This is a genomic window from Ureaplasma sp. ES3154-GEN (assembly GCF_025780075.1).
Classification (GTDB): Bacteria; Bacillota_I; Bacilli_A; order Mycoplasmatales; family Mycoplasmoidaceae; genus Ureaplasma.
The window spans coordinates 115386-137701 of sequence record NZ_JAOXHM010000004.1; the positions used below are offsets into that span (position 1 = coordinate 115386).

The 22316-nt window shown below is 29.2% G+C and carries 16 protein-coding genes and 1 other RNA gene; 9 read left to right on the forward strand and 8 right to left on the reverse strand.

The genetic code is table 4. From position 1 onward, the window contains the following. Nucleotides 1–3: 3 nt before the first annotated feature. The 3 genes from pgk to OF377_RS02310 all read left to right on the forward strand — a co-directional run bounded on the left by pgk (nt 4) and on the right by OF377_RS02310 (nt 4043). Nucleotides 4–1272, forward strand: a complete 1269-nt coding sequence (pgk, locus tag OF377_RS02300) for a phosphoglycerate kinase (RefSeq protein ID WP_263836273.1) — start codon at nt 4–6, stop codon at nt 1270–1272. Between the two features lie 20 nt (nt 1273–1292). Continuing rightward, nucleotides 1293–2387 (forward strand): M42 family metallopeptidase, encoded by a 1095-nt coding sequence (locus OF377_RS02305; RefSeq protein WP_263836274.1) that lies wholly within the window; start codon nt 1293–1295, stop codon nt 2385–2387. A gap of 1173 nt (nt 2388–3560) precedes the next feature. Continuing rightward, nucleotides 3561–4043 carry a hypothetical protein gene (locus tag OF377_RS02310; RefSeq protein ID WP_263836275.1) on the forward strand — a complete coding sequence of 161 codons (483 nt, stop codon included), beginning with the start codon at nt 3561–3563 and terminating at the stop codon, nt 4041–4043. A gap of 1096 nt (nt 4044–5139) precedes the next feature. On the opposite strand, the gene OF377_RS02315 is transcribed toward OF377_RS02310, so the two are convergent. The 7 genes from OF377_RS02315 to OF377_RS02345 all read right to left on the reverse strand — a co-directional run bounded on the left by OF377_RS02315 (nt 5140) and on the right by OF377_RS02345 (nt 12202). Continuing rightward, nucleotides 5140–7494 carry a DEAD/DEAH box helicase family protein gene (locus OF377_RS02315; protein ID WP_263836276.1) on the reverse strand — a complete coding sequence of 785 codons (2355 nt, stop codon included), beginning with the start codon at nt 7492–7494 and terminating at the stop codon, nt 5140–5142. Continuing rightward, a complete protein-coding gene (locus OF377_RS02320) occupies nt 7481–8821 on the reverse strand; it encodes a site-specific DNA-methyltransferase (protein ID WP_263836287.1) in 1341 nt (446 codons plus the stop codon). Before OF377_RS02320 ends, OF377_RS02315 begins: the two co-directional genes overlap by 14 nt. Further along, nucleotides 8811–9176, reverse strand: coding sequence for a type III restriction endonuclease subunit M (locus OF377_RS02325; protein ID WP_263836277.1), 366 nt, complete (start codon nt 9174–9176; stop codon nt 8811–8813). Before OF377_RS02325 ends, OF377_RS02320 begins: the two co-directional genes overlap by 11 nt. 189 nt (nt 9177–9365) lie before the next feature. Next, nucleotides 9366–9935: a tRNA (adenosine(37)-N6)-threonylcarbamoyltransferase complex dimerization subunit type 1 TsaB gene (gene tsaB, locus OF377_RS02330; RefSeq protein WP_263836278.1), complete on the reverse strand. Its 570-nt coding sequence runs from the start codon at nt 9933–9935 to the stop codon at nt 9366–9368. After that, nucleotides 9922–10845: an RluA family pseudouridine synthase gene (locus tag OF377_RS02335; RefSeq protein ID WP_263836279.1), complete on the reverse strand. Its 924-nt coding sequence runs from the start codon at nt 10843–10845 to the stop codon at nt 9922–9924. Before OF377_RS02335 ends, tsaB begins: the two co-directional genes overlap by 14 nt. Further along, the gene (locus OF377_RS02340) at nt 10832–11653 is read right to left on the reverse strand and encodes a lipoprotein signal peptidase (protein WP_263836280.1); all 822 of its coding nucleotides are present in this window, start codon (nt 11651–11653) and stop codon (nt 10832–10834) included. The genes OF377_RS02335 and OF377_RS02340 overlap by 14 nt, the downstream gene beginning before the upstream one ends. Nucleotides 11654–11656: 3 nt before the next feature. Then, complete coding sequence (locus OF377_RS02345) at nt 11657–12202, reverse strand: inorganic diphosphatase (protein WP_263836281.1); 546 nt, start codon at nt 12200–12202, stop codon at nt 11657–11659. A 105-nt stretch (nt 12203–12307) separates the two neighbouring features. On the opposite strand from OF377_RS02345, the gene OF377_RS02350 reads away from it, so the two are divergent. The 6 genes from OF377_RS02350 (at nt 12308) to glpK (ending at nt 21343) form a co-directional block, all read left to right on the forward strand. After that, nucleotides 12308–12688: a hypothetical protein gene (locus tag OF377_RS02350; RefSeq protein ID WP_263836282.1), complete on the forward strand. Its 381-nt coding sequence runs from the start codon at nt 12308–12310 to the stop codon at nt 12686–12688. Beyond that, entirely contained in the window at nt 12669–17825 is a 5157-nt protein-coding gene (locus OF377_RS02355) for an ABC transporter permease (protein ID WP_263836283.1), read from the forward strand. Before OF377_RS02350 ends, OF377_RS02355 begins: the two co-directional genes overlap by 20 nt. Nucleotides 17826–17828: 3 nt before the next feature. Next, nucleotides 17829–18701 (forward strand): tRNA 2-thiocytidine biosynthesis TtcA family protein, encoded by an 873-nt coding sequence (locus OF377_RS02360; protein WP_263836284.1) that lies wholly within the window; start codon nt 17829–17831, stop codon nt 18699–18701. A 66-nt stretch (nt 18702–18767) separates the two neighbouring features. Next, nucleotides 18768–19259, forward strand: coding sequence for a nucleoside 2-deoxyribosyltransferase (locus OF377_RS02365; protein WP_263836285.1), 492 nt, complete (start codon nt 18768–18770; stop codon nt 19257–19259). After that, a complete protein-coding gene (locus tag OF377_RS02370) occupies nt 19246–19818 on the forward strand; it encodes a hypothetical protein (RefSeq protein ID WP_263836286.1) in 573 nt (190 codons plus the stop codon). The genes OF377_RS02365 and OF377_RS02370 overlap by 14 nt, the downstream gene beginning before the upstream one ends. Before the next feature lie 10 nt (nt 19819–19828). After that, nucleotides 19829–21343, forward strand: a complete 1515-nt coding sequence (glpK, locus tag OF377_RS02375) for a glycerol kinase GlpK (protein ID WP_263836288.1) — start codon at nt 19829–19831, stop codon at nt 21341–21343. Nucleotides 21344–21433: 90 nt separating this feature from the next. Here glpK and ssrA read toward each other — a convergent pair. Beyond that, nucleotides 21434–21846: a transfer-messenger RNA gene (gene ssrA, locus OF377_RS02380) on the reverse strand. Nucleotides 21847–22316: the final 470 nt, after the last annotated feature.

Sequence of the window (22316 nt, forward strand, 5' to 3'; positions counted from 1 at the left end):
TTTATGTCTAATTACCATAAAAAACAAGTTATTAGTGACATCGATGTCACTAATAAGACGGTTTTGCTACATCTTGATCTTGATGTACCAATCAAGAACAATAAAATTATTAATGACCGCAAAATTAAAGCAGCGATGGCCAATATTTTTTACCTATTACGTAAAAATTGTAAAGTAATTATTATTTCTCATTTAGGTAAAATTAAAAGTTTAAACGATAAAATAAGCAATAAATACAGTTTAAAAATTGTTTATGATGTTCTAGTTAAACGGTTAGCAAAAAATGCACACAATGTGTTATTTAGTTCTGAGAATTATGGCGATGATGTTATTCGGCAAGTAAATGAACTTGAACATAAAGATGTTTTAGTCTTAGAAAATACAAAATACTGCGATATTGCTACTACGGGTGAATATGTTGGTTTTGAAACCCAATGTGATATGAATTTAGGGGCTTTTTGAGCATCACTTGCAGATATTTATGTTGAGGACGCGTTTTCGATTGTGCATAAAAAATATGCATCAAATTATGGGATTGCCACTAACTCTAAAGAAAGTGCGATTGGGTTTTTAATTTCAAGTGAATTAAATCACTTGGATTTAGCTTTAGAAAACCCTAAGCGTCCGTATTTAGCCTTAATTGGAGGGAATTATGTTGCTGATAAAATGGGAGCAATTGAAGTTCTTTGCGAACGCGCAGATAGGGTAGTTATCGGGGGCGCATTAGTTTTTAGTTTTTTATATGCTAAGGGTTATGATGTTGGTTTAAACTACGTAGAACGTGATTTGCTTGATGAAATTAGTGAACTACTTGAAGAGTATGAACACAAAATTTTATTGTGTTTTGATTTTTTGTGTAATAACGAAAAAGCAGATACCACACCGATTTATCTGAAAATTGATGAGGGAATCAAAGGGTTCTATGGATTAGATATCGGAAAGCGTTCATTAAGTTTAATTAAACGTGAAATTCGTAAAGCAAAAACTGTACTATGAAATGGTGCATTTGGAATGGTTGAAAACATTCAACACTATGCATCAGGCACTATTAGTATTTTAAAATCTATTGCTCGTAGATCCCAACATGGCTTATATAGTATTATTAGTGATAACCAAACTTCAACACTTGCAGAATACTTAGCTTTAGATGGTTATCTAAACTTTATTTCAATGGGTGGTTCTGCATCACTTGCTTATATTCAAGACACCGATTTGTATGGATTAGCAGGTATTAAAAACTATGTTCGTCATACCAACGAATTAGATGATTAAGATGATAAGAGGAGAAAAAAATGAAATTTCAAGATAAACAATTAATTAAAAATAAATGTAAGGCTTATATGTCAATATACGGGATGTCACGATTTGAAGAAAAAGTTGTTGACTATTTAAAAGCAAGTGTTGCCCAAACGGGTTTAACATATGAACGTGATGCTTTAGGATCAATTATTTACCACAAACCAACAACAGCACAAAACGCCCCTAAGGTTCTTATTGATGCTCATATGGACGAAGTTGGATATATTGTGAGTGAAATTACCGATAAAGGAATGCTAATGATTTCTGCAATGGGTGGTATTTGACCGAATGTAGTGATTGGTGCTCCTGTGAAAGTGATGATTAGCGAAAATGTTGTGTATAATGGTCTAATCGGACACACATCAATTCATATTCTAGAAGCTGATAAGCGTAAGGCCGCATACGATGCAAATGATTTATATGTCGATGCTGGTTTTAAAAACAAACAAGAAGCAATTGATGCAGGTGTAAAAACTGGTACGCTTGTTTATTTAGCAAATATGGAAATGGATTTTGCTAATCCTGATTTTATTGTCGGAAAAGCTGTTGATAACCGTGTGAGTTGTGCAGTTGTTGACTTATTAATTAATGAACTAGCAAAAAAAGATCTAGCTGTTGATGCTTATTTCGCATTAACTGCCCAAGAAGAAGTGGGAACTCGAGGTGCTAAAACAACGGTTAGTTATGTGAACCCTGATGTAGCCATTATTTTAGATACAACAGCAAGTCATGATACATATAAAGCCATTTCTGGAACAACGCGTCTTGGTGATGGTATTGCATTTAGAATTAAAGATAGCGAAACTCTAGCTAATCCTCGTTTATTAACTTACTTTGAAGAATTAGCTGCAAACGCAAATATCCCTTGCTATCGTTATGTTGCGAAAGGTGGAGGAACCAATGCTGCAGAAATGCAATATGCACCTAACGGGGGAGCGGTTATTTTAGGTTTATCAATTCCACAACGTTATTTACATGCTCCAATTGGAGTGGCTGATGTGAAAGACATCCAAGCAGCTTTTAACTTAATTTATGAATTTTTAACTAATTTTAATGATGAAAAAATGAGTGCAATTCGTTATAGTTAATTTTTAATTAGATAAAACAAAACAACTAGTTTAACCTAGTTGTTTTTTGTTGTTACACAATGATCAAAATTTTTAGTAACAAAAATGTATTTATTACTAATTAATTTTTTATATTTTTACTCAAAGGTCAAGTATAAAAATTGCTTAATTTAATTGGTTTACGATTTTTTTTGATGTATTTTTGGATTTACTTTTTAGAGTAAATATAGTTCATGCATGCAAATGGTCTTGGTGATGATTTTGATTTATAAAATCTAAATTAGAATACAACAAATGCAATACACAGCAGGCATTATTTCAATCCTTTTCTAATTCTATTAGACTATCTATTTATCTATCACAAAAACTATAATTTTCTTGGATTATTTCTAAATACATACATTAATTCTATGCAGGAATTTTTTTAAAAAAAATTTAGATTTTAGGACTTCTTTCATTTTCTTTAAAACATTATTACTTTGTCCAGCAAAGACTGATTTAACTACTCTTTTATTAAAAGATATTATAAGACCCGAGTATACACTTGAAACTTATAAGCCTATTACAATTTTGATAACTAATAACAACAAAAGCTAAAGAATATAAAGTGATTACTATTGATAATGTAATTGCAAAAAAATTTAAAAAATATGTAGAATATCAATATGATTAGAACATACCATTTTTCTGAACCGGGCACATTAAAATAATTGGTCATACTTTTTTACCAGCTGTTGGTGATGCGATCTATCAGTTGGTTTTTTTATTGTCAAAGTAACTAAAAAAGCCCTTTTGATAATCAAAAAAATTAAAAACAAAGAAAATGTTGAACATATGAAAAATGTATTAAATTACATATAATTTCCAAGATTAATCACTAATATGTAAACCTGAACTAAGTTTTCTCACAGAAGTTCTTGCGATTAATGCTTTTTCTAATATAATATTTGTGAATAATGAAAAAATCAGTGATTTTATAAAAATTAAATCTCTTTTTATAAACAAATTTTTCAATATGAGTTAATAGCAACAGAATTGTATTTTGCTAAAAATTACCACCAAGTGATAGTTAATATATTGATGTTGTGATACATCTTACTTATTTATATTTGATGTTTCAAAGCATAACTCATTTGAATTGGATAGTTCATTAACATTTGAAAAATGAAATAAATATACGAAATAGGTGATATAGTGAAAATCTTTAATTATTTAAATTGAAAAGTATTTACAGATGGGAAACAACAAACTCAAATAGATAACAATGGAAAATGAATGTACTTTTTTAAAATAGGTATTGATGATGAATTTGTTGATAAAATTTGTGAAAGAGTAATCAAAGAAAATATTGTTAAAAATTGTAAGAGAACATTATATGATTCAAATCCAAACCAAAGAGGAGTTGTTTGTTTCTTTTTACCGTATGATATAAATGGAAGTTTAGAACATCATAAAAAATTATTAAAATTTATGATTGAAAATAATTTAATTCCAAAGACTAAAACTAAAAAATTATATGATATCAGTTTTAAATTAGATTCTCAAACAAACGCTAAACAATATACAACTACAAAAATTTATGGAAACAATTTAGTTACACAAGAAAACGTTCAAAAATTCGAACCTGTTTTAAAATTATCTAATTTTGTTAAATTAGAAACAGGAGAATTCTTTTAATAAAAATAAACACCTTTTAAAGGTGTTTTTTTATTTACAAAAGTAAAACTATTATCAAGAGCAGCATTTAATAATACCTTATGATTATTGTTATTGTTAAAGAACATATAACGAATATTTAATAACAAAGGTTTTAAAACACATTTATTAATTATTAAAGATAACAAAACAACATCACTTTGTGGTGTTGTTTTGTTCTTTGTTTTTAATGCTCTTTATTTTTTACAACAAACTTTTTAAGAACATACACATCAACTCATAAATTAGAGGGGAAGAAATGGGTATATTCTACTTGCTATGTTTTGTTAATTGAAATTCAATAACAAAAAGGTAAAATCATTTAAAATTTATGTTTCGTTGATTTTTTTAACATATCCTTTTTTGTGCTTGCTGATTTTGGTTTTTTGTATGCGATTTTGTAATTCGAGTACTGGGGTATAGGTCGAGTATTACTGTAAGATAAGCAGATATAATAACATTTAAGTGAATTTTAATATTAATTGATTTTTACAATCAAAGTTATCTACCTTATCAAATGTAATAAATATAATCTATTTTTGCTTACATTTATTGACAATAAATAATCTTTGTCCAATTTATGCAGCAGATATGATTTTTGGATCTGTTTATTCCTATAACAATATTATCATCTTATATCCCACTTGTAAAATTATGGCAGATTTCCACCTCTTTACTTTATATTGACAAATCAAGTTTATTTTGCGCTTTAACTCCAAGGGTAAGAAAAAATGATTAATTTCTCATATCTTTTTTAAAATCTTTAATCGTTATTTTCTTTTTATGATTTGTTTTACTTTACTATATTTTTCTTTAATAAATATAAGACATTATTATTCAAGACTATTTATTCTTGAATTTCTGTTTGTTCCATTATTGAACTTGCTAAATCTGCTTAGGATCTTTTTAAACGAAAAAAGAGCTACGGTATTAGTTTTGCGCTAGCTCTTTTGAATAATTAAAGAATTATATGGTTTAAACTATAAACTTTAATAAAAAACAATAAATATCTAAACTAAAGACTTTGGATATAAAAAATATAAATCCCACAATTGTTTGCGTTTTAGAATCATTTTAGTTACACAGATGGTTTAAACTGTTTGATAAGATCATAAACTCATTGAATACTTTTGTTAATGTTTTTATTATTTTGGATTTCATTGTCAATATCATCGTTTGTGCTCCCCCCACCAGCGATAAAAAATTTGTTATCATCATTGTGTTTTTGGTTAACTTGAAGTAATAAAGAACTAACAATTTGTACAGGAGTTGATTTTCGGTTGTCTAACTGGTAATAGCTTTTGTATGATTGAATAATATTATTTGTTTTATTTTCATCATTATCATTATTATAGTCCTTGATTTCAATACTAATTTGGTGTTCAATTTTATTGGTTTTGTAAATCAAAATAAAATCAGGAAATTGCTGATGAATATTAAAATTTGCATCATAATAATCATAAGATAGCCCATCACTAAGGGTATTACGATAAATCGCAATATTTGCATATTTTGCTTCGTTATGCATAAATAGTTTTTTGATGGCTTCGATAAAAAACACTTCGTTTTCAGAATCAAACGAATGGGTCTTGCTTTTATTGTTCTTAGTTTTTTTATTTAAATTATGAACGAGTTCATATTTAAAATTTAAGGCGCTTTCTTTGAATTGGGTTTGATGATCATCGTTGGTTAGAAGATTAATTTCTGCGGGTAATTTTTTATCATAAATGAACTTGAATTCCCGAATATTTTTTTGGTCAATCAGTTCTTTTCGTTGTGTAGCAATGTAATTTTTAATTTTGGGGTACAAGTCCTTGATTAAGGTGTATCACAGCAGTGGGGTAAATTCATTTAGGGTATCAAAATAATTGTTAATTTTATTAATTAAGGATTGGGTAAAGATGTTGCTTGTTTTCTCGAAAAAGTTATTAATATAAACACTAAGCTCAATTGTGTTATTGATTTTTTCAGTAACATAATCTTGTCTACTGATTTTCGTGCTTTTGCCAATTAGGAATTTTTTGGCAGCAACTTCTTTTTTGTAGAAATCATAACTAGATTTTAATAAACCAAACAAATGGTTTTGAATATATTTGACAATTAAATTGTCATCAACTGCAATAGCTGCAACTTCTTTATTAATTTCTCCATAATAAAACAAATTATCTACACTGTCAATATTTAATTTATAGGTTTTAATTTCACAATCTTTAAAAAGCTTATCAAAACCAGTAAAATTGGAATAAACCCAGTATTTATACGCTCAGGAATTAGTTTTAAAATTAAAATTGGGATCAGGGTTGCGTTTGATTCTTCCAAGTGTTTGGGCTGTTAAGTTTTCGGATGAAACCTTACGTAATTGCACAAGCATACACGCACGGGGAATGTTTCAACCAGTTGCTGGACCAACTTTAAAAATAATGACATCAATATCAGAGTTTCTTTTGGAAACTTCTTTTAGTGTAGCCTGACCACGTAGATTAGATGATATTTTCTCGCTAGCAAAGTATTTTGCATAAGTGAAATTGTATGATTCTAATTTCTTAATAATTGCCCTAATATTAACTTCAAATTCATCAGATTTTTCTGCTTGTTTATCACTGACCTGAATTAGCATTGCGGGGTTAATTTTGCCCATTAAACCCTCTTCACTGGCGTAACGCTTTTTAATTTTTTTAAATTCCTTGCAGGCGATGTTCAATAAAATATCATCATCAATAACAGACTCTGCAGTATTATCGACACCTTTATTGACCATAGGAACTGTTTTTAGTAATTTAATGTCATCTTTTTTTAGTTCATTTTCTGTGATTTTCACTTGTTCATACTGATTATTCGGGGTGGCTGTCATATTGATTTGAAAATTAGCAATCTTTGACATTTTTTTGTAAAAGTTTTTAGTGTCTTTGTTATCTTTTTTCTCGCTCGTTCCAACATGCGCTTCATCGCGAATAAAAACAACAAAGTAATGGTTAGCAATTTCGTTGATAAATTTATCTAGTATCCCTTGTTCAGTATATATTTTTTTCGCCCCAAAAGAAGAAGCGCCTAAAATAAATACTTTGTTAGGTTGGGGTTTAAAAGAATAATCAGCGTCTTTAGCGTTGTTTTTGGTGCTGGATGGTGACTCTTTACGTTCAAAGATAATCTCATGCCGGTTTTGTAAATAGGAATTGTATTCATTAAAATTATCTTCCATTTGCTTGGGTAATTCAGCATTTGAGAGGGTCATAATCACAAACAATAAGGGCTTTTTATTTTTTTGCTTATTTGTTGTGATTGCCCAATCAATAAAGTTGGCCATCATGAAGGTTTTTCCCGAACCAGTGGGAGCTTTAAATTCGATGATTTTCGATTCTTGTTGTAAATATGCATAGTTAAAATGGCTAAGCAACTGCTTAACCGCTTGTTCTTGAACACTAGTTAGTTTCATTATCTTCCCTTTCTAAAGAATATAAGTTGGATAAGTTATTTAATAGTTCTTCCTCAGAAACTGATTCAATACCAAAGTGTTTTAATGACTCACGTAGCATATCTTTTAAAATTTGCGTATTGTCGTTATGGTCGTTAATATCGATTGAGGAATATTCTAGATTAAAAACATCTAAATTTTGTTTATATGGTTCATTTTTTTCACTTCATTTAAAAGTTTCATTATTAGTGCCAATGCCATTGTTAATCCGGTATAAGCGCTCATAAGTTACATCATCAGCAATGTTGTTTTCGTTGTTTGTCACAATCGTGTAGGTACGATTTCCCCCATCTTCTTTGTTAAGTTCTAAAACCGCATGTCCTGTTGTTCCTGAGCCTCCAAAAAAGTCTAAAACACGGGCGTTTTTGTTTGGAATTAGATTAACTAGATACATAATTAATTTATGTGGTTTAGGAAAAGAAAAATCTTTATTATTTAAAATTGATATTAGGTTTCTTTTGCCTGCACTTGTAGTTATGTTGTTATCGAAGATTATATTATTAAAATTATTCCCTCTTTCTCTTTTTATTATTTCGTTTTTATTATTGTCAAATTTGACTTTTTGATAAATTTTTCTATAAGCTTTTCAGTAGTACAAATTATTTTTTTTATCAAATTTTTGCTGAATTTCAATAAAGCCTAATTTTTTTTGTGATAAAAAAGTGTCTAGCCCTAATGTGTATGCATATGATTTAGGAATTATTTTATTTCTGTAATTTGAAAACGATGTTCCATCGGGAGCTATTATTTCATAATCTAGAGAGCTAGAATATTTAAAACTTGATTTTGAACAAACATGATCTAAATCAGTTAATTTATATTTTCCTCTCTCTTCTAAAAATTCATCACTTAAGTTAAAGCTATTTTTATCAATAGGGATAGAATTATACAAAACATTATTTTTATTTTTTGCATATAAAATTATATATTCTGTTTCAATTTCAATATTAGCTTTGTCTGAACCGCCGCCAGTATTCTTATTTCTTCATATTAAATTAGTAATAAAATTCTCTTCACCAAAAATTTCATCCATTAAGACTTTGAGATACGCCTGTTCATTATCATCAATGGATACAAAAATAACGCCATCGTCTTTTAACAATTTCTTAGCTAAACATAGGCGTTCGTTCATCATATTTAATCAACCATTACGACTAAATTTATCCCGGTAAATAAATTTAGATGCACTGATGTTTTCTTTGTCGTTAGCCGAATTATTGCCATCAGTGTATGCGGATTCGGTGTTATAGGGAGGATCGATATAAATTACATCGTAGTTATAATTTAAGCCGCGTCTCTCTCTCTCTCTCTATGACTAATAAGTTCTTTAAGCCATCATAGTTTTCACCAATAATTAGACTGTTTTGGTTTTTAGCACCTTCAAATTTAAACGATTTTTCTTGGTTATATTTTAGGATTGAAATCATTTTGTTATTAATTTCAGGTGCGATATCAAATGTAAAACCAACCTTAACGCGTTGCATTAAAAATTGATAAACATTTTGTAATTCTTTTTTATTCTCTACATTATCTAAGATCATTTTACACAGTCTTTTTTGGTCTTTGTTTAAATCATTGACCGATAATTCTTCTATTTTCGTTTTATAATTCTCAAGTAATTGCGAATAATCGATATTTTTCATATTAACTCCTCTTTATAACATTGATATAAATATTATATATAGATATTTATATTTGAATTATAAATGTCAAAAAATTAAGTTTATGTTCATTATTAATTAATAAAAAATAGGAAAAAAATTAGTTTTAATTTGAATGTTTTTAAAAAATAAAAAAACAGAACCGTTTGGTTCTGTTAGCTTAAATAAAAATTAGACAGGTTGTTTTACATAGTTAATAACATATTCATCAATGTTTTTTACCTGTGTGAATAGTTCAAAAGGTAAATTTTTTAAAAGATATTGATAATCATAAGTTTGTTCATTGATAACTATTGGTATTAAATCAGAGTGGTTTAACATATACTTATCAACGTCATTTTTTTTAATAATAAAATATTTCTGATCATGATAAGCATACATTTTATCCCCTTTAGCATCTAAAAAAGCTAAAGTATTTGTTATGTGCTTTGTTAATAATTTCAAATGATCACAGACATATAAATTTATATCATAAGTAATCATTAGGGTTTTTGCAATAATGCTAGCAACCCGTAAACCCGTAAAACTACCAGGTCCATTGTTTAAATATATTGCCTGTAGATTTTTTTCAATGCTTAAATTATTTTCCTCAAATAAATTAAAAATAATTTGGTTGACAATATCGGTCAAATTATTATTAGTTAAGCGGATTTCGCTGGCAATTAGTTGCTGATTTATGTCGTATAAACCAATGATACAGAATTTAGAAGTTAAATCTAAAAATAAACTAGTATTCTTCATAAAAATGGTTTTTCAATCATTCAATCTTTTCTTTAAATTCGAGTGGCAAATCGGTTTTTAACAAGATTTTTGTGTTCGTGTAAGGATGGATAAAGGACAAATAATATGCGTGCAAGAATTGTTCGTAATCTGAGATTTTTTTCTGATTAGAATAAAGTGGGTCATTCAATACAGGATGATTCATATATAACGAATGCACTCTAATTTGATGTTTACGACCGGTGATGATTTGAACATCAACAAGTGCTGAGTTTTTATATTGTTCTACTACGTTAAAAATGCTTAATGCATCTTTGGTATTTTTAGCAGGTGGTGTTTGCATCCTCAAACTATCATCATAGCTATAACCAATTGGTTGGTTAATTGCGAAACGCAAATGTTGATCATCAAAGCGATTTGCAACGAGTGCATAGTATTTTTTGTCCACTCTTCGGTTGATAAATAATTGTTGAACTTTTTCATAACTAGCACTGTCTTTTGCAAATAAGACAATACCTGATGTATGTTTATCAATACGATGAACTAAATAAAATTGGGGAGTTTGCAAATAATATTGCACTGCGTTTACCAGGGTGTTTTGTTCGTTAAATTGTGAAGGATGCACAAGCATTCCGCTAGGTTTATTAACAGCCAGAAAATATTGATCCTCATAAACAATTTCTAAATCATAAACATAATCATTCTTAGTTTTAATGACGGGTTTGTCATCGTTATCTAAGATGTAAGTAATGATGTCTTCTTCGGTAACTAATGTCTTAGCCTTAGCGACTTGATTATTAATAAAAACGTGTTCATGTTCAATTCATTGCTTAATCTGTGTTCGGGAATAGTTTGTATTAGCACTTAAATATTTATCCACTCGTTTAGGACGATTTGTTTTAACAATAATTTCTTCTTTATTTTTTGTCATTAAAATCTTTTTCATCCCATCCGTATGGTTTTTTATCCACATCAGTGACTTCTAGATCTTCATCTTTTGCTAACTCGGTAGTATCATTGGTTTCGCGGTGTTCTTTAATTTTTTCATCAGTGTTGTCTTTTTTTGTTTTAACAAAACCAATAATGATATTACTTAGTAAGTAAACTACTAGTAACGAAACGCTAACAACGATAAAAACATCAAACAAATTAATAATTGAATGGGCAAAACGTCAGTAATCAACAACTCCGTAGTAAATATCATTGCCACCACCGTTTTTTTGATCTGTGAAAACTTTTGGATATAGTTGTAATAATTCGTGTGGTTCAGTGATTGAGCGATCGATAATATTTCCTAATGTTCCAAAAATAATAAACATGACTGCGATGTAATAAACAGGATTTACTAGGAAAAATAAAGCAATGAAACCTAAAACAACAGGAATAGATTGGACAAAAAACACTAGGTGGTGACTTTGGTTTGATAATTGACCTAAACCTAATCCATTATTAATTGTAAATTCATACAAACCACTACTTAATTGGTTATTTTGATTAACTTCGTTAATTGTTAATAAGTGGTTAATATAATGATCACGTACCAAAAAACCAGATAAAAAAACTATAAAACTAATACTCAAAAACGCAATTAGTTTATAGATAAGTCTATCTAAACGCAAGAGTTTACTAAAATATTTTCGAACACTAGTTTTTTTAATTTTGTTGATTTGTTTTGAGAACAAAACAATACTTTTTAATTTAGTATGTATTTTAGTAAAAGAATTATTTTTGATTTGCATGTGTTAGTTTGTATATTTCTCTGGGTGTTTTGTTCGCATTAATGCAACAAACTCATCTTTATCCATATTTTTATATTCACGCATTAATGCTTGGCACTCTTGGTATTCATTGATAGCTCACGCCTGGTCTTCAAAACCATTAATAATTACGGTTTTGTTTTGCAAGTTTTTATAATTTTCAAAAAAATCTTTAATCTCTTTTAAATAGTGAGCAGGAACATCTTGCAATGTTTGAATATGTTGATAACGGGGATCACAATCAATAACTGTGATTAATTTTGTATCTGTTTCTCCACCATCAATCATTTTCATTGCTCCTAGTAAACGTACAGGAACATTGATTCCAGGGTTGAAGGCTTGATCTGCAATTACTAAAGCATCTAATTCGTCGCCATCATAATCCAAAGCGTCGCGAATAAATCCATAGTTTTGTGGATAAGAATTTGCTCCGTATAAAATTCGATCTACGCTAATTTCTTTAGTTGCACGGTCATACTCATATTTGATATTAGAATGTTTAGGAATCTCTATTGTTACATTTAGTTTCATAATTACCTCTTTTTCTGTCTTATAATATTATATTAAATATTATATAAATATCCACGCCATTATAAATATAAATAATGCCGGGAAAATCCTGAAAGTGGTTGTTTTATGAAATGAACAAACAACATGAAAAAACCTAGAAACAACTTACAGGTTGTGTTAGCAAAAGTTATTGGTTATGATGACCAACATGTTTATTTACAATTAAAAGACAATAGTTATGCATATTGCAAAAACTATTATATCACCGATTATGATTATGCAAATATCAAGCAAATGTTCGAACCTGAAGTATACTACAAGTTTATGTTTGTTTTTTATGATCATGAGAAAAAAATGAGTGCTCTAAATTACAAAATTTTGCACCCAATGTTAATTAAAAATAAAAAGAAATCCTACCCGACGTTATCACATGATCGGAATTTAAAACGTTTTTTGAACGAATTACTAGCTGAAGAAGAGGAAAATTATGCTGTGAAGACTCGTTAAGAATTTTTATGCATATTTGTGAAAAAATAAAGGTTCGTTCATTGGTTTAGGAACACTGATTTTTATTAGTGTTTTTGCATTTTCACTATTAAAGAATACATCAACAAGTTTAAATCGTTCATATGATAAAATTGTTCAAGAGCAAGAGTTACACAACGTGGTTGTTAACGAATTTTATAATGAGCAGAGCAAAAATGAGAAACGAGCATTGCTAAACAAAAAACTTGCTGAATTAAAAACTTTTTACCAAAATCAAGGTTATGATTTAAAATACGAACGCACCAGAGCATTGACTGTAAGTGCTGCACAACAAAATGTTGGATATCAGGTATTACAATACAACAATAACCAAAGTGTAAACATCTTTGATGCTCACACTTTGGATCTTTTAAGTCATTATGATTTTAATAGTTATAACTTTCAAAAAGTTTATGAATTAGCACAGAGTGATATTCCGATTAAACTAAATCAAGTTAGTAACAAATTGTATAAATATACAAACAAAACCTTTGATTTAGACGAGCAAAACAACGAAGCACTAAGCCAAGAAGTTAAAACACAACCTCAAAAAGTTGCGGACAAAATCGAAGCTTTATTGGACAATAATCAATTACCAAGCTATCAAGCGGTTAGAAATGCACTTTTTCAAGTTGAAATGTTTTTAGAAAACGCGAATGATAATAATATTTTAAAACACCGTTTTAGTGAATTAAAAAAAGTATTAATAGCACATAATACAATTTGACTGAGTCTAAAAAATGATTTACCGGAAAGTATATTGTTTGGGGAATGGGAAATAGTTAAGCAACCAATTCTTAAAATTATTGAAAACCAAAAACATTTATTCACTAATGAAATTTACCAAGCGTGAACTAATAAAATTGAGAACCAAATTTATCTAGGTGATGGAAGTTTAAGATATGGCTCATATTTTGACCGAATGGAAATTAAAGATGTTTTAGCGTCTGAACAAAATGCATTAAAATTAGAAGTAGAAGAAGATGAAATATTAGATTCTCCGCTCGCAGCACGCCGGTTTTTATTATCACAATTAGTGTATGCAAAATGGGGTAATAATAACGATTTATACGCTAATTTTGTGCGTGCGAATGAGTATGCACAAATAAATCCGTTATATGACCCACTAGATATTCGCACGATTAGTAGCAACCAAATTTTAGATGCAACAACAGCAAGTAAAGTTGCTAGTCAATTTGTTTTAACATTATATCCATCAAAAAAAGGAATAATTTCAAACCAAGAGGTTTCGGTCGCAATCAAAGCTCATCGTATGAGTTTTTCCTTTACACCTGCAGGTGTTCCGGTTTCCGCATATTTTGATGCACAATCATCATACTATGCAATTACTACTCCAAGTTTTATTAACAAGCATCATAAAAAAATTTATGATGTCCAAGAATATAAAAAAAGAATTAAAGATGTAAAAACTCAAGCAGAATTTCAAAATTACTTTGCAAGTATTAGTGATGAATACAAAATTTATGTTGACACGACTCCATATTTAATCATTAGTTCATCTTTAACACCTAATTATATGTTCCCAATTATTAGTTTTGAATCGCCAATTCCTAACCCCGAAAAAGAGGGTTTAGTTTATGTGAGTGCAGACGGATATGAACGAACATTTGATGCGTTCCGTTCAAACCCTGTTGAAAATAATCTGTACATCCAATTAAAGCCTATGAATAGTATCAGTAGAAAACAACTGAAACAGACGGTTAAAAAATTTGTAGATGATTTAAACCAATGAATTGTTGCTAATGAAGTGATGGCATGACCATCAAATATTGATGCAGTATTTCTTGCTGATGACACAAACAACAAAATTACACCCGCGCCATTACGGTTGGTTTTTGTACAAAAAATTACCACAACAATTAAAACATTCTCTTCCCTTATTACGATTTTGATTCTTGCTTTATCAATTTTTGTAATTGTAATTATTGTCAACCGATTTATTTCCCAAAATAAGATTAATATTGGAAACTTAATGGCTAATGGTGTTAACCGTTGAAAAATTATTTTAACATTTTTAACAATTGGAATTCTTCCGTGTTTATTAATGGGGGTAAGCGCATTTATTGCAGCATATTTTACGCAACCAGCAGCGATTAGTTTATTAAAAGATTACTGAATGGTTCCAACGGAACTAGTTAGTTTTAATTTTGGCGAACTAATTGTAGTTATTGTAATTCCTTTCTTGATTTTTGCGGGCATTGTGAGTTTGATGTTATGAAAACTCACAAACAAAAATGCAACTGATTTAATGAAGGGTTTAGAAAGCAATAAAGTATCATGGTTTGTACGTTTGTTAACACGCAAACCAGCGGCTAATAATATGGGGTTTGCGCGCTATGCTTTTGTATTATCTTTTTCTTCATTAAGTCGAGTATTATTACTGTCCATTATGATTATGTTTTCGTTTGGTTTAATTTTGTTTGTAACCAATACAAGAAGTAAAATTTTGGATTCAATGGACACTACGGTGGCAAGCAAAAAATACCGTTTTGCGATTGAATTGAGCACACCAACTATTCAATCTGGACAATACCACAGTGTGTCTTCGGGACACTTAGGAAGTAATTTATATTCACTAGTTGATCAAAACAATTTACACCAAAACTATGAAGTATCAGATTATTTTGACGATATTAAGGCGTCTAGTATTTTAGGGAATTATTTAAACCTAAAACTCTTTGGAGAAAAAGATGATTTACGTACTAAATATGATTTAGGTTATCTAAGAAATGTTTTCCAAATCAAGCAATTTTTAGATTTTAATTTTGGATTAGCAAACCAGGTGACAAATCCCTGAGAAATTACGCGGTCATTGATTCCAGAAAACTCTTTGTACATGATTAATCGGGAATATGCATTGTGATCAAAGACAATCATTAATGATCATAGTGTTTTAAGCGACAGTTTAGTTTCATCAAATCAAAACCAAGAAGAGAAAAATAGATGAGCTAATTTGGCTTATAAAACACTTAAAATTCAAGATTATAAAACTTTAAAAATAATTAATTCACAAACTGAGTTAACAGCCCATTTAATGCATTTGTTTGATAATAGTCAGGAAATTTTTGAACACTCTAAAACTTATAATCTAGATATCCGATTAGTTGATAGCGTAATGAACCCGCACTTTATTAATGCGCAACTTGTTTATAGTGATGGTCAATGAAATTTAACCTATAATGATCGCGATTTTAAATGAGATCAAAAGTATTTATTAGTACATGCTTACTACCAGTCTAATAATAATCCGTTTGAATATACAAATGATTTAATTCCAAATTATTCATTCTATGACGATTGATATTTCGATCTTGAATCGCAAGATAAACTTTTTGCTAATTTCCAAATTAGTTTGAGTTCATATTTTAAAGCGCGCTTCTTAAGTCCAGATGATCAAGGGAATTTTGTGTATGAAACAGAATTTAGTTTAGCAAGTTTAAAAGCGTATTTAGCAGACCATTTATTAAATAAAAAAATTGATATTGAATTAGTCGATCAAAAAAATGTTAGTACCAAAATTTTATTTTCTGATTTAGAATGAAAAGATCTTTTGATTACTTATCTAAATGATGCAAAGGTTTTTGTGATTAAAAACAAGAAAACAAATCAACAAATATTTTTAAAAGACCAAAAATACGTTCAAAAATATAGTTTAGATTCAAGTAAAGCAACTAACCAAAGAGAAAACAATAATATTGCAAACAAAGTTCATTTAGATTATATTAATCTTGTTTTATTAACTCACCCCGGAATCAACCCGTTATTCAAAAACACATGGGGCGGGATCGGTTTTAACACAGTTGTAATTGATCCTTATGAAAAAGAAAATGATGTTTTTGACGAACCATATGTCTATGTTGATTCAAATGTTATCCGTTTAAATAACCAACCAACAACTGGTTTAATACGACAAAAACAAATTAAGATGATTGGTTTAGTAGAGAACTCACATGCTGTTCATTTGTTTAATAAGGAAGGTGTCTTGCTAAACCCCTTATTAAGACAAACGCAAGATATGATCCCCGTGATCATTAATAATGTATTTGCAAAATACTATAATTTGGGAGTTAATGACCAATTAACAATCAAGATCAACAACCATACTGATCGGTATTCAATCCATAAAGAAAACCATCAACAAGTTTTAAAAGTTGTGGGAATCGCTAATAATAACCAAGATCTTCAAATCTACACAAGCATTAATAATGCTAGTAGTGTTTTAGGGATGCATAACGATAACTATAGTGATATTCAGGCTAATAATAAAACATATCCTTTTAATGGAATTTTTACGAATAAAAAAAGTCCTGATGTTCTTACGAATATTACCCCTATTTTTTCGTTAAGTGGTTTATATCCTGTCCAAGAACGATGGTCAAAAACCCAGGAAAACATAACATTAATTAACCATATCATCAACCCTAGTTATGATGATTTAAAAAAAGCAGAAAACAAACAGTTAGCACAATCTTTAATTATTAGTTCTCAAAGATTATTATTAAATGCTTTAGAAGAATACAAGGACATAAACGATTTAAAAACGAGTTTAAAACATCTAAAAGATGAAAAACAACAAGCTGAGTTTATTATTGAGAAACTAGCAAGTAAATATGGTTATAGTACTTATCAAGCATTAATTAGTAATGTTGAACCACTGGATTTAATGTTTAATGTTTATCGAACAGCAAACGATACTATTAATAAAATTGAGATTGTAATCATTGTTTTGTTTATTTCGATTATTATGTTGACTATTATCTTAATGATTACCAATTCATTTAATGATTTATTAAAAGTTGCCCGAATGTTGAAAAATATGGGCTATTCAAACCGGAAGAATGCAATATTATTTTTACTATCATTTCTACCAGCTTTATTCATTGGGATTATTTTAGCATTACCATTCAGTATGGGTTTAATTAGTATGTTTAACAACGCGGTATTCAATACCTTCAGCCTCTTCTTGCCAAATATATTTGTCTTCTGACATTTTGTTTTAATCGTAGTGATCATAAGTGCTATTTTTGTGATCTTATGGGCAATTGCGTATTACGCACTTAAAAAATCGGATGTCGCAAGCGCATCAAAAAGGGAATAAAATATGCGAAAAATTATTGGAAATATTATTAAAGCAAACAAGATTTTTAATCTGATTCAAAATAAAGATAAAATTTGTGTTGGAGTGTCGGGTGGAAAAGATTCAATGACTTTGCTCTATGTTCTTGGAATTTTTAAAAAAATGATGAAAAAGAATTATAACTGAGATATTGATGTCATTGGCATTCATTTAAAAATGAATCTCTGTCATATCGATTATGGTCCGATTATTAAGTTTTGAGCAGACCAAGGGATTTATTTTCATATCGAAGATACGAATATGGGTGAAATTTTACGTGCAAATATGCACAAGAATAAGATTCAGTGTTCATTATGCTCGAAAATGAAAAAAGCAATTTTAATTCAAACCGCAAAACGCTTAGGATGCAATAAAGTTGCTATGGGTCACCACGCTGATGATGCAATTGAAACTTTCTTTATGAATATGATTTATGAGGGCCGGATTGCCACTTTTAAACCACAAATGTTTTTAGATAAAGAACAGATGATGTTTATTCGTCCTTTAATTTTATGTCGTGAAAAAGATATCATTAAAGCAGCTAAGACTGTTGATAATATGCCTGTTGTGCCGTGCGGTTGCCCGATGGAGGGGTTTACAACTCGTGACGGAATGAAAGATTTTTTAAATACCAATTTCTACCATGCTGAGAACAAAAAAATGCGGCTTGCTTACAATAATTTTATGGCTGCATTGATGAATGGTAAGGAATTTAATTTATGGTTTATGAATGACAATAAAGAAATAGTAGATATTGATTTGCGTTCATTAGCGATTAATGATGGTTGTGCAATTCGCAAAAAAGATACTGAGCAAACAGGTTGTGATTGAACAGATGATTTATCGGATTTTGACTAAAAACAGTTTATAATAATTTACACCTATAAATATAAAGATAATAAAATTAAAAGAGGAATGAATATTATGAGTCGAATTTATTTTGCCAATGCGTTGTTTACTCAAGCTGAACAAGAATTTAACCAAAAAGTAGTAAATTTAATTAGAGAAAAAACCCAATTTTCGGTTTATTTGCCCCAAGAGAATTTAGCCATTAATGATAAAACTAACTTTGCAGATTCGCTAAAAATTTATGCTGCTGATAAAAGTGAATTAGATCAGGCTGATGTATTGGTGGCAGTGCTAGATGGTTTGACAATTGACAATGGTGTTTGTACAGAAATTGGATATTTTGCTGCTTTAAACAAACCGATTATTGGTTTGTTTACGGATGTGCGTAAAATGTATGATTTTGGACAAGAAAAAAAGAAAGCTGAGATGTTAACAGTGTTAGGCGAATCGCAATTTGCATACATTAATTTATTTGTTGTCGGCGCAGTTAAAGCGAACGGTGTTTTAGTTGCTAGCGTGGATGAATTAATCGATGCTTTAAATAATAATAAATATGTTAAAAAATAAGTATAAAAAACTATTATTTGGTTGCATTTCATCACTTGTGCCTATTAGTCTAATCACCGCAGCAACGGGCTGCTATGTACAAAAATCAGCTGAGCTAAATTATAAAAAAAATATTTATAATTACCAAACGCCGCGGAAAAGTGTTACTTCGGTAATATCTTATCAACCACCCGCTGACATTTGGACTGTGTTGGGTAATACTATTCAAATTCAGTATAAGCAAAAAAAGAATCAGTCAATGCTTGAATTAACTCTAATTAAATTTCTTGAAGACAATGTAAAAACGACTTTTCTAGATGGTTATGATTTGGACCAAATTAACTATTTAGAAATGCATTTTATGACAAATAATAAAAAGTTAATTTTAAAAATTCCAAGTGTTTTAAAAAACTACGTAAGAGACCAAGCTATTAGTTTTGTCTTAAGTGAAGAAGAAAATAGTTTTTTTAACACTAATCAACCAGTTTATTTAAAGTCATTTGTTTTTTTGAATCATCAGCAAATTGTAATTTCTAAAGAAATCAATGGTTTAAATTTAGTTATTGAAAAAAATAGGTAATTTTCTGATGTTAACAAAAAAAGAATTTATCATCGCGTTGGACCAAGGGACAACGTCTTGCAGAGCATGTTTAGTGGATGCAGATGGATATATTCAAAAAACCAAACAAATTAAACTAACTCAGCTATATCCCCAAACTAACTGAGTTGAACAAGATGCTAATTTAATTTGAAACACCCAATTATCAGTTTTGCAATCCTTATTCGAAGATAATGATTTAAGTATTCAACAAATCCTTGGCCTAGGCATCACAAACCAACGAGAAACAATTGTTTGTTGAAATAAAAAAACAGGAATTCCAGTTTATAATGCAATTGTTTGACAAGACCAAAGAACACTAGACGTTTGTGAATCATTATCTGTTTACAAGGGTTTAATTAAAGAAAAAACTGGTTTATTATTAAACCCCTATTTTTCAGCAACCAAAATTAAGTGAATTCTTGAAAACGTTCCTGCTGCCCAAAAAGCCCTAGCAGAAGGGGAGTTATTGTGCGGAACGATTGATAGTTGGTTGATTTGGAAATTAAGTCGTAATCAGGTACATGTAACAGATGTTTCAAACGCTGCGCGAACTATGTTATTTAATATTCATACGATGTCTTGGGATGATGAATTATTAAATTTGTTTAATATTCCCAAATCAATTCTTCCAGAAGTTCGACCATCAGGTTCGTTATTTGCTGAAATTAATCCATCTTTATTAGCTACTAATAACAATACGTCTATTAAGATTATGGGAGTTTTGGGTGATCAACAAGCGAGTTTATTTGGTCATTTATGTCATTCAGAAAATATGATCAAAAATACTTATGGAACAGGTTGCTTTACACTAGTAAATACTGGTAATAAAATTGTTGATTCAGAACATCTATTATCAACTGTTGCATGGCAAATTGAAAATCAAGCGGTTGTTTATGCACTTGAGGGTTCAGTTTTTATAGCAGGTAGTGCTATTGAGTGATTAAAAGATGCCTTACGAATTATTTATGATGCATCAGAATGTGATTATTATAGTAATTTAATCAAAAACGAAGATAACCCTGTGTATTTAATTCCTGCATTTAAAGGTTTAGGAGCTCCATATTGGGACATACATAGTAAAGGTGCTATTTTTGGTTTAGACCTTAACACAAAACGTGAACATATTGTGTGAGCAGTGTTACAAGCGATTGGCTTTCAGGTGTCCGATTTAATTAATGCTATTAAGCAAGATTTAGGAATTAAGGAATATATTTTAAAAGTAGATGGCGGAATTAGTCATTCTAGTAATTTAATGCAATTTCAAAGTGATATTTTGCAAACCTATATTTCTAAACATAAGCAATATGAGACAACAAGTTTAGGTGTTGCCTATCTAACGGGTTTAATGTCTGGATTTTATAAAGATTTATCATCTTTACCTGCGCAACAGGATGCTTATCAAATTTATGAACCTCAAAAATCATTAGAAGAAGTTGAGCATTTATTAAACAACTGACAAACAGCGATTAAGCGTGTGCTTAATTGGAGTAAAGAAATAAAATAAAAAACCAAGGTAGAACAAACAAGACTACCTTGGTTTTTATTTATTGGTCATGAATAATTGATTTGCACAATTATTAAACTATTTTCATGATGGTGGAGATGAGGGGGTTCGAACCCCTTTCCGTAAAACTTATCTTTTAACGTCTACAGTTTAGTTTTATTTTCAAAAACTAAGTAACAAAGTAATAAAACAAACTCATATTATTTAGTAATTTATTATTGGATCAGTTTATTTTGGGAATAAATTAAAAACCAAAATAACTGCTGTTGTGATGTGAAGCCGATTTAAAAACCAACAGTAATTTTTAGAATCGACTAAACTAACGAAAAACTAGAAAGCGTAAGCTAATTGTTGATTGTTAGCAGAAGCCATTGCTAAGTGAGCAAATGAAACTTCTTGTTTGTTGTTTTGTTTTGCGTTTATAAAAAACCTCACAGCGATGAGGGGCTTACCCCACTGCAATTAAAAACTAATGATTCACGTCGAATCCAATGTTCATCCCCATGTTAATATTATAATATAGTTTTTTTAAAATTAAAAATAGGTTTTATTACACCAAATAATTTTTTAAAAATAAAATGATAAGAATAAAAATTTATACCACTTATGAGAATGTTTAAAACGATTACTATTGTCTGCGTAAAAAACAGCAAACATAAAAATAAATTTTTTTACAGATAGTGTTTATTATTATTTGTAAAAATGTTTAGACTAGTATTTACTAATACTATTTATTTACAATTTTTTACTTATAATAAAAATACCAAGCATATTAGAATTGCGATTGATATTTAATTATAGGAATTCAAGTGTAATTTTAACACTTGAATTTTTTTGTAGATAATTACATAGTTGACACTATAGGAAGTGTTGATGATTTAATCGAAAATTACCAAAAACAAATTAGTCAAATAATAATCATACTTAAGACTAGTATCTTAAAATATAAAAAAGAGGTATTTATTCATTATTA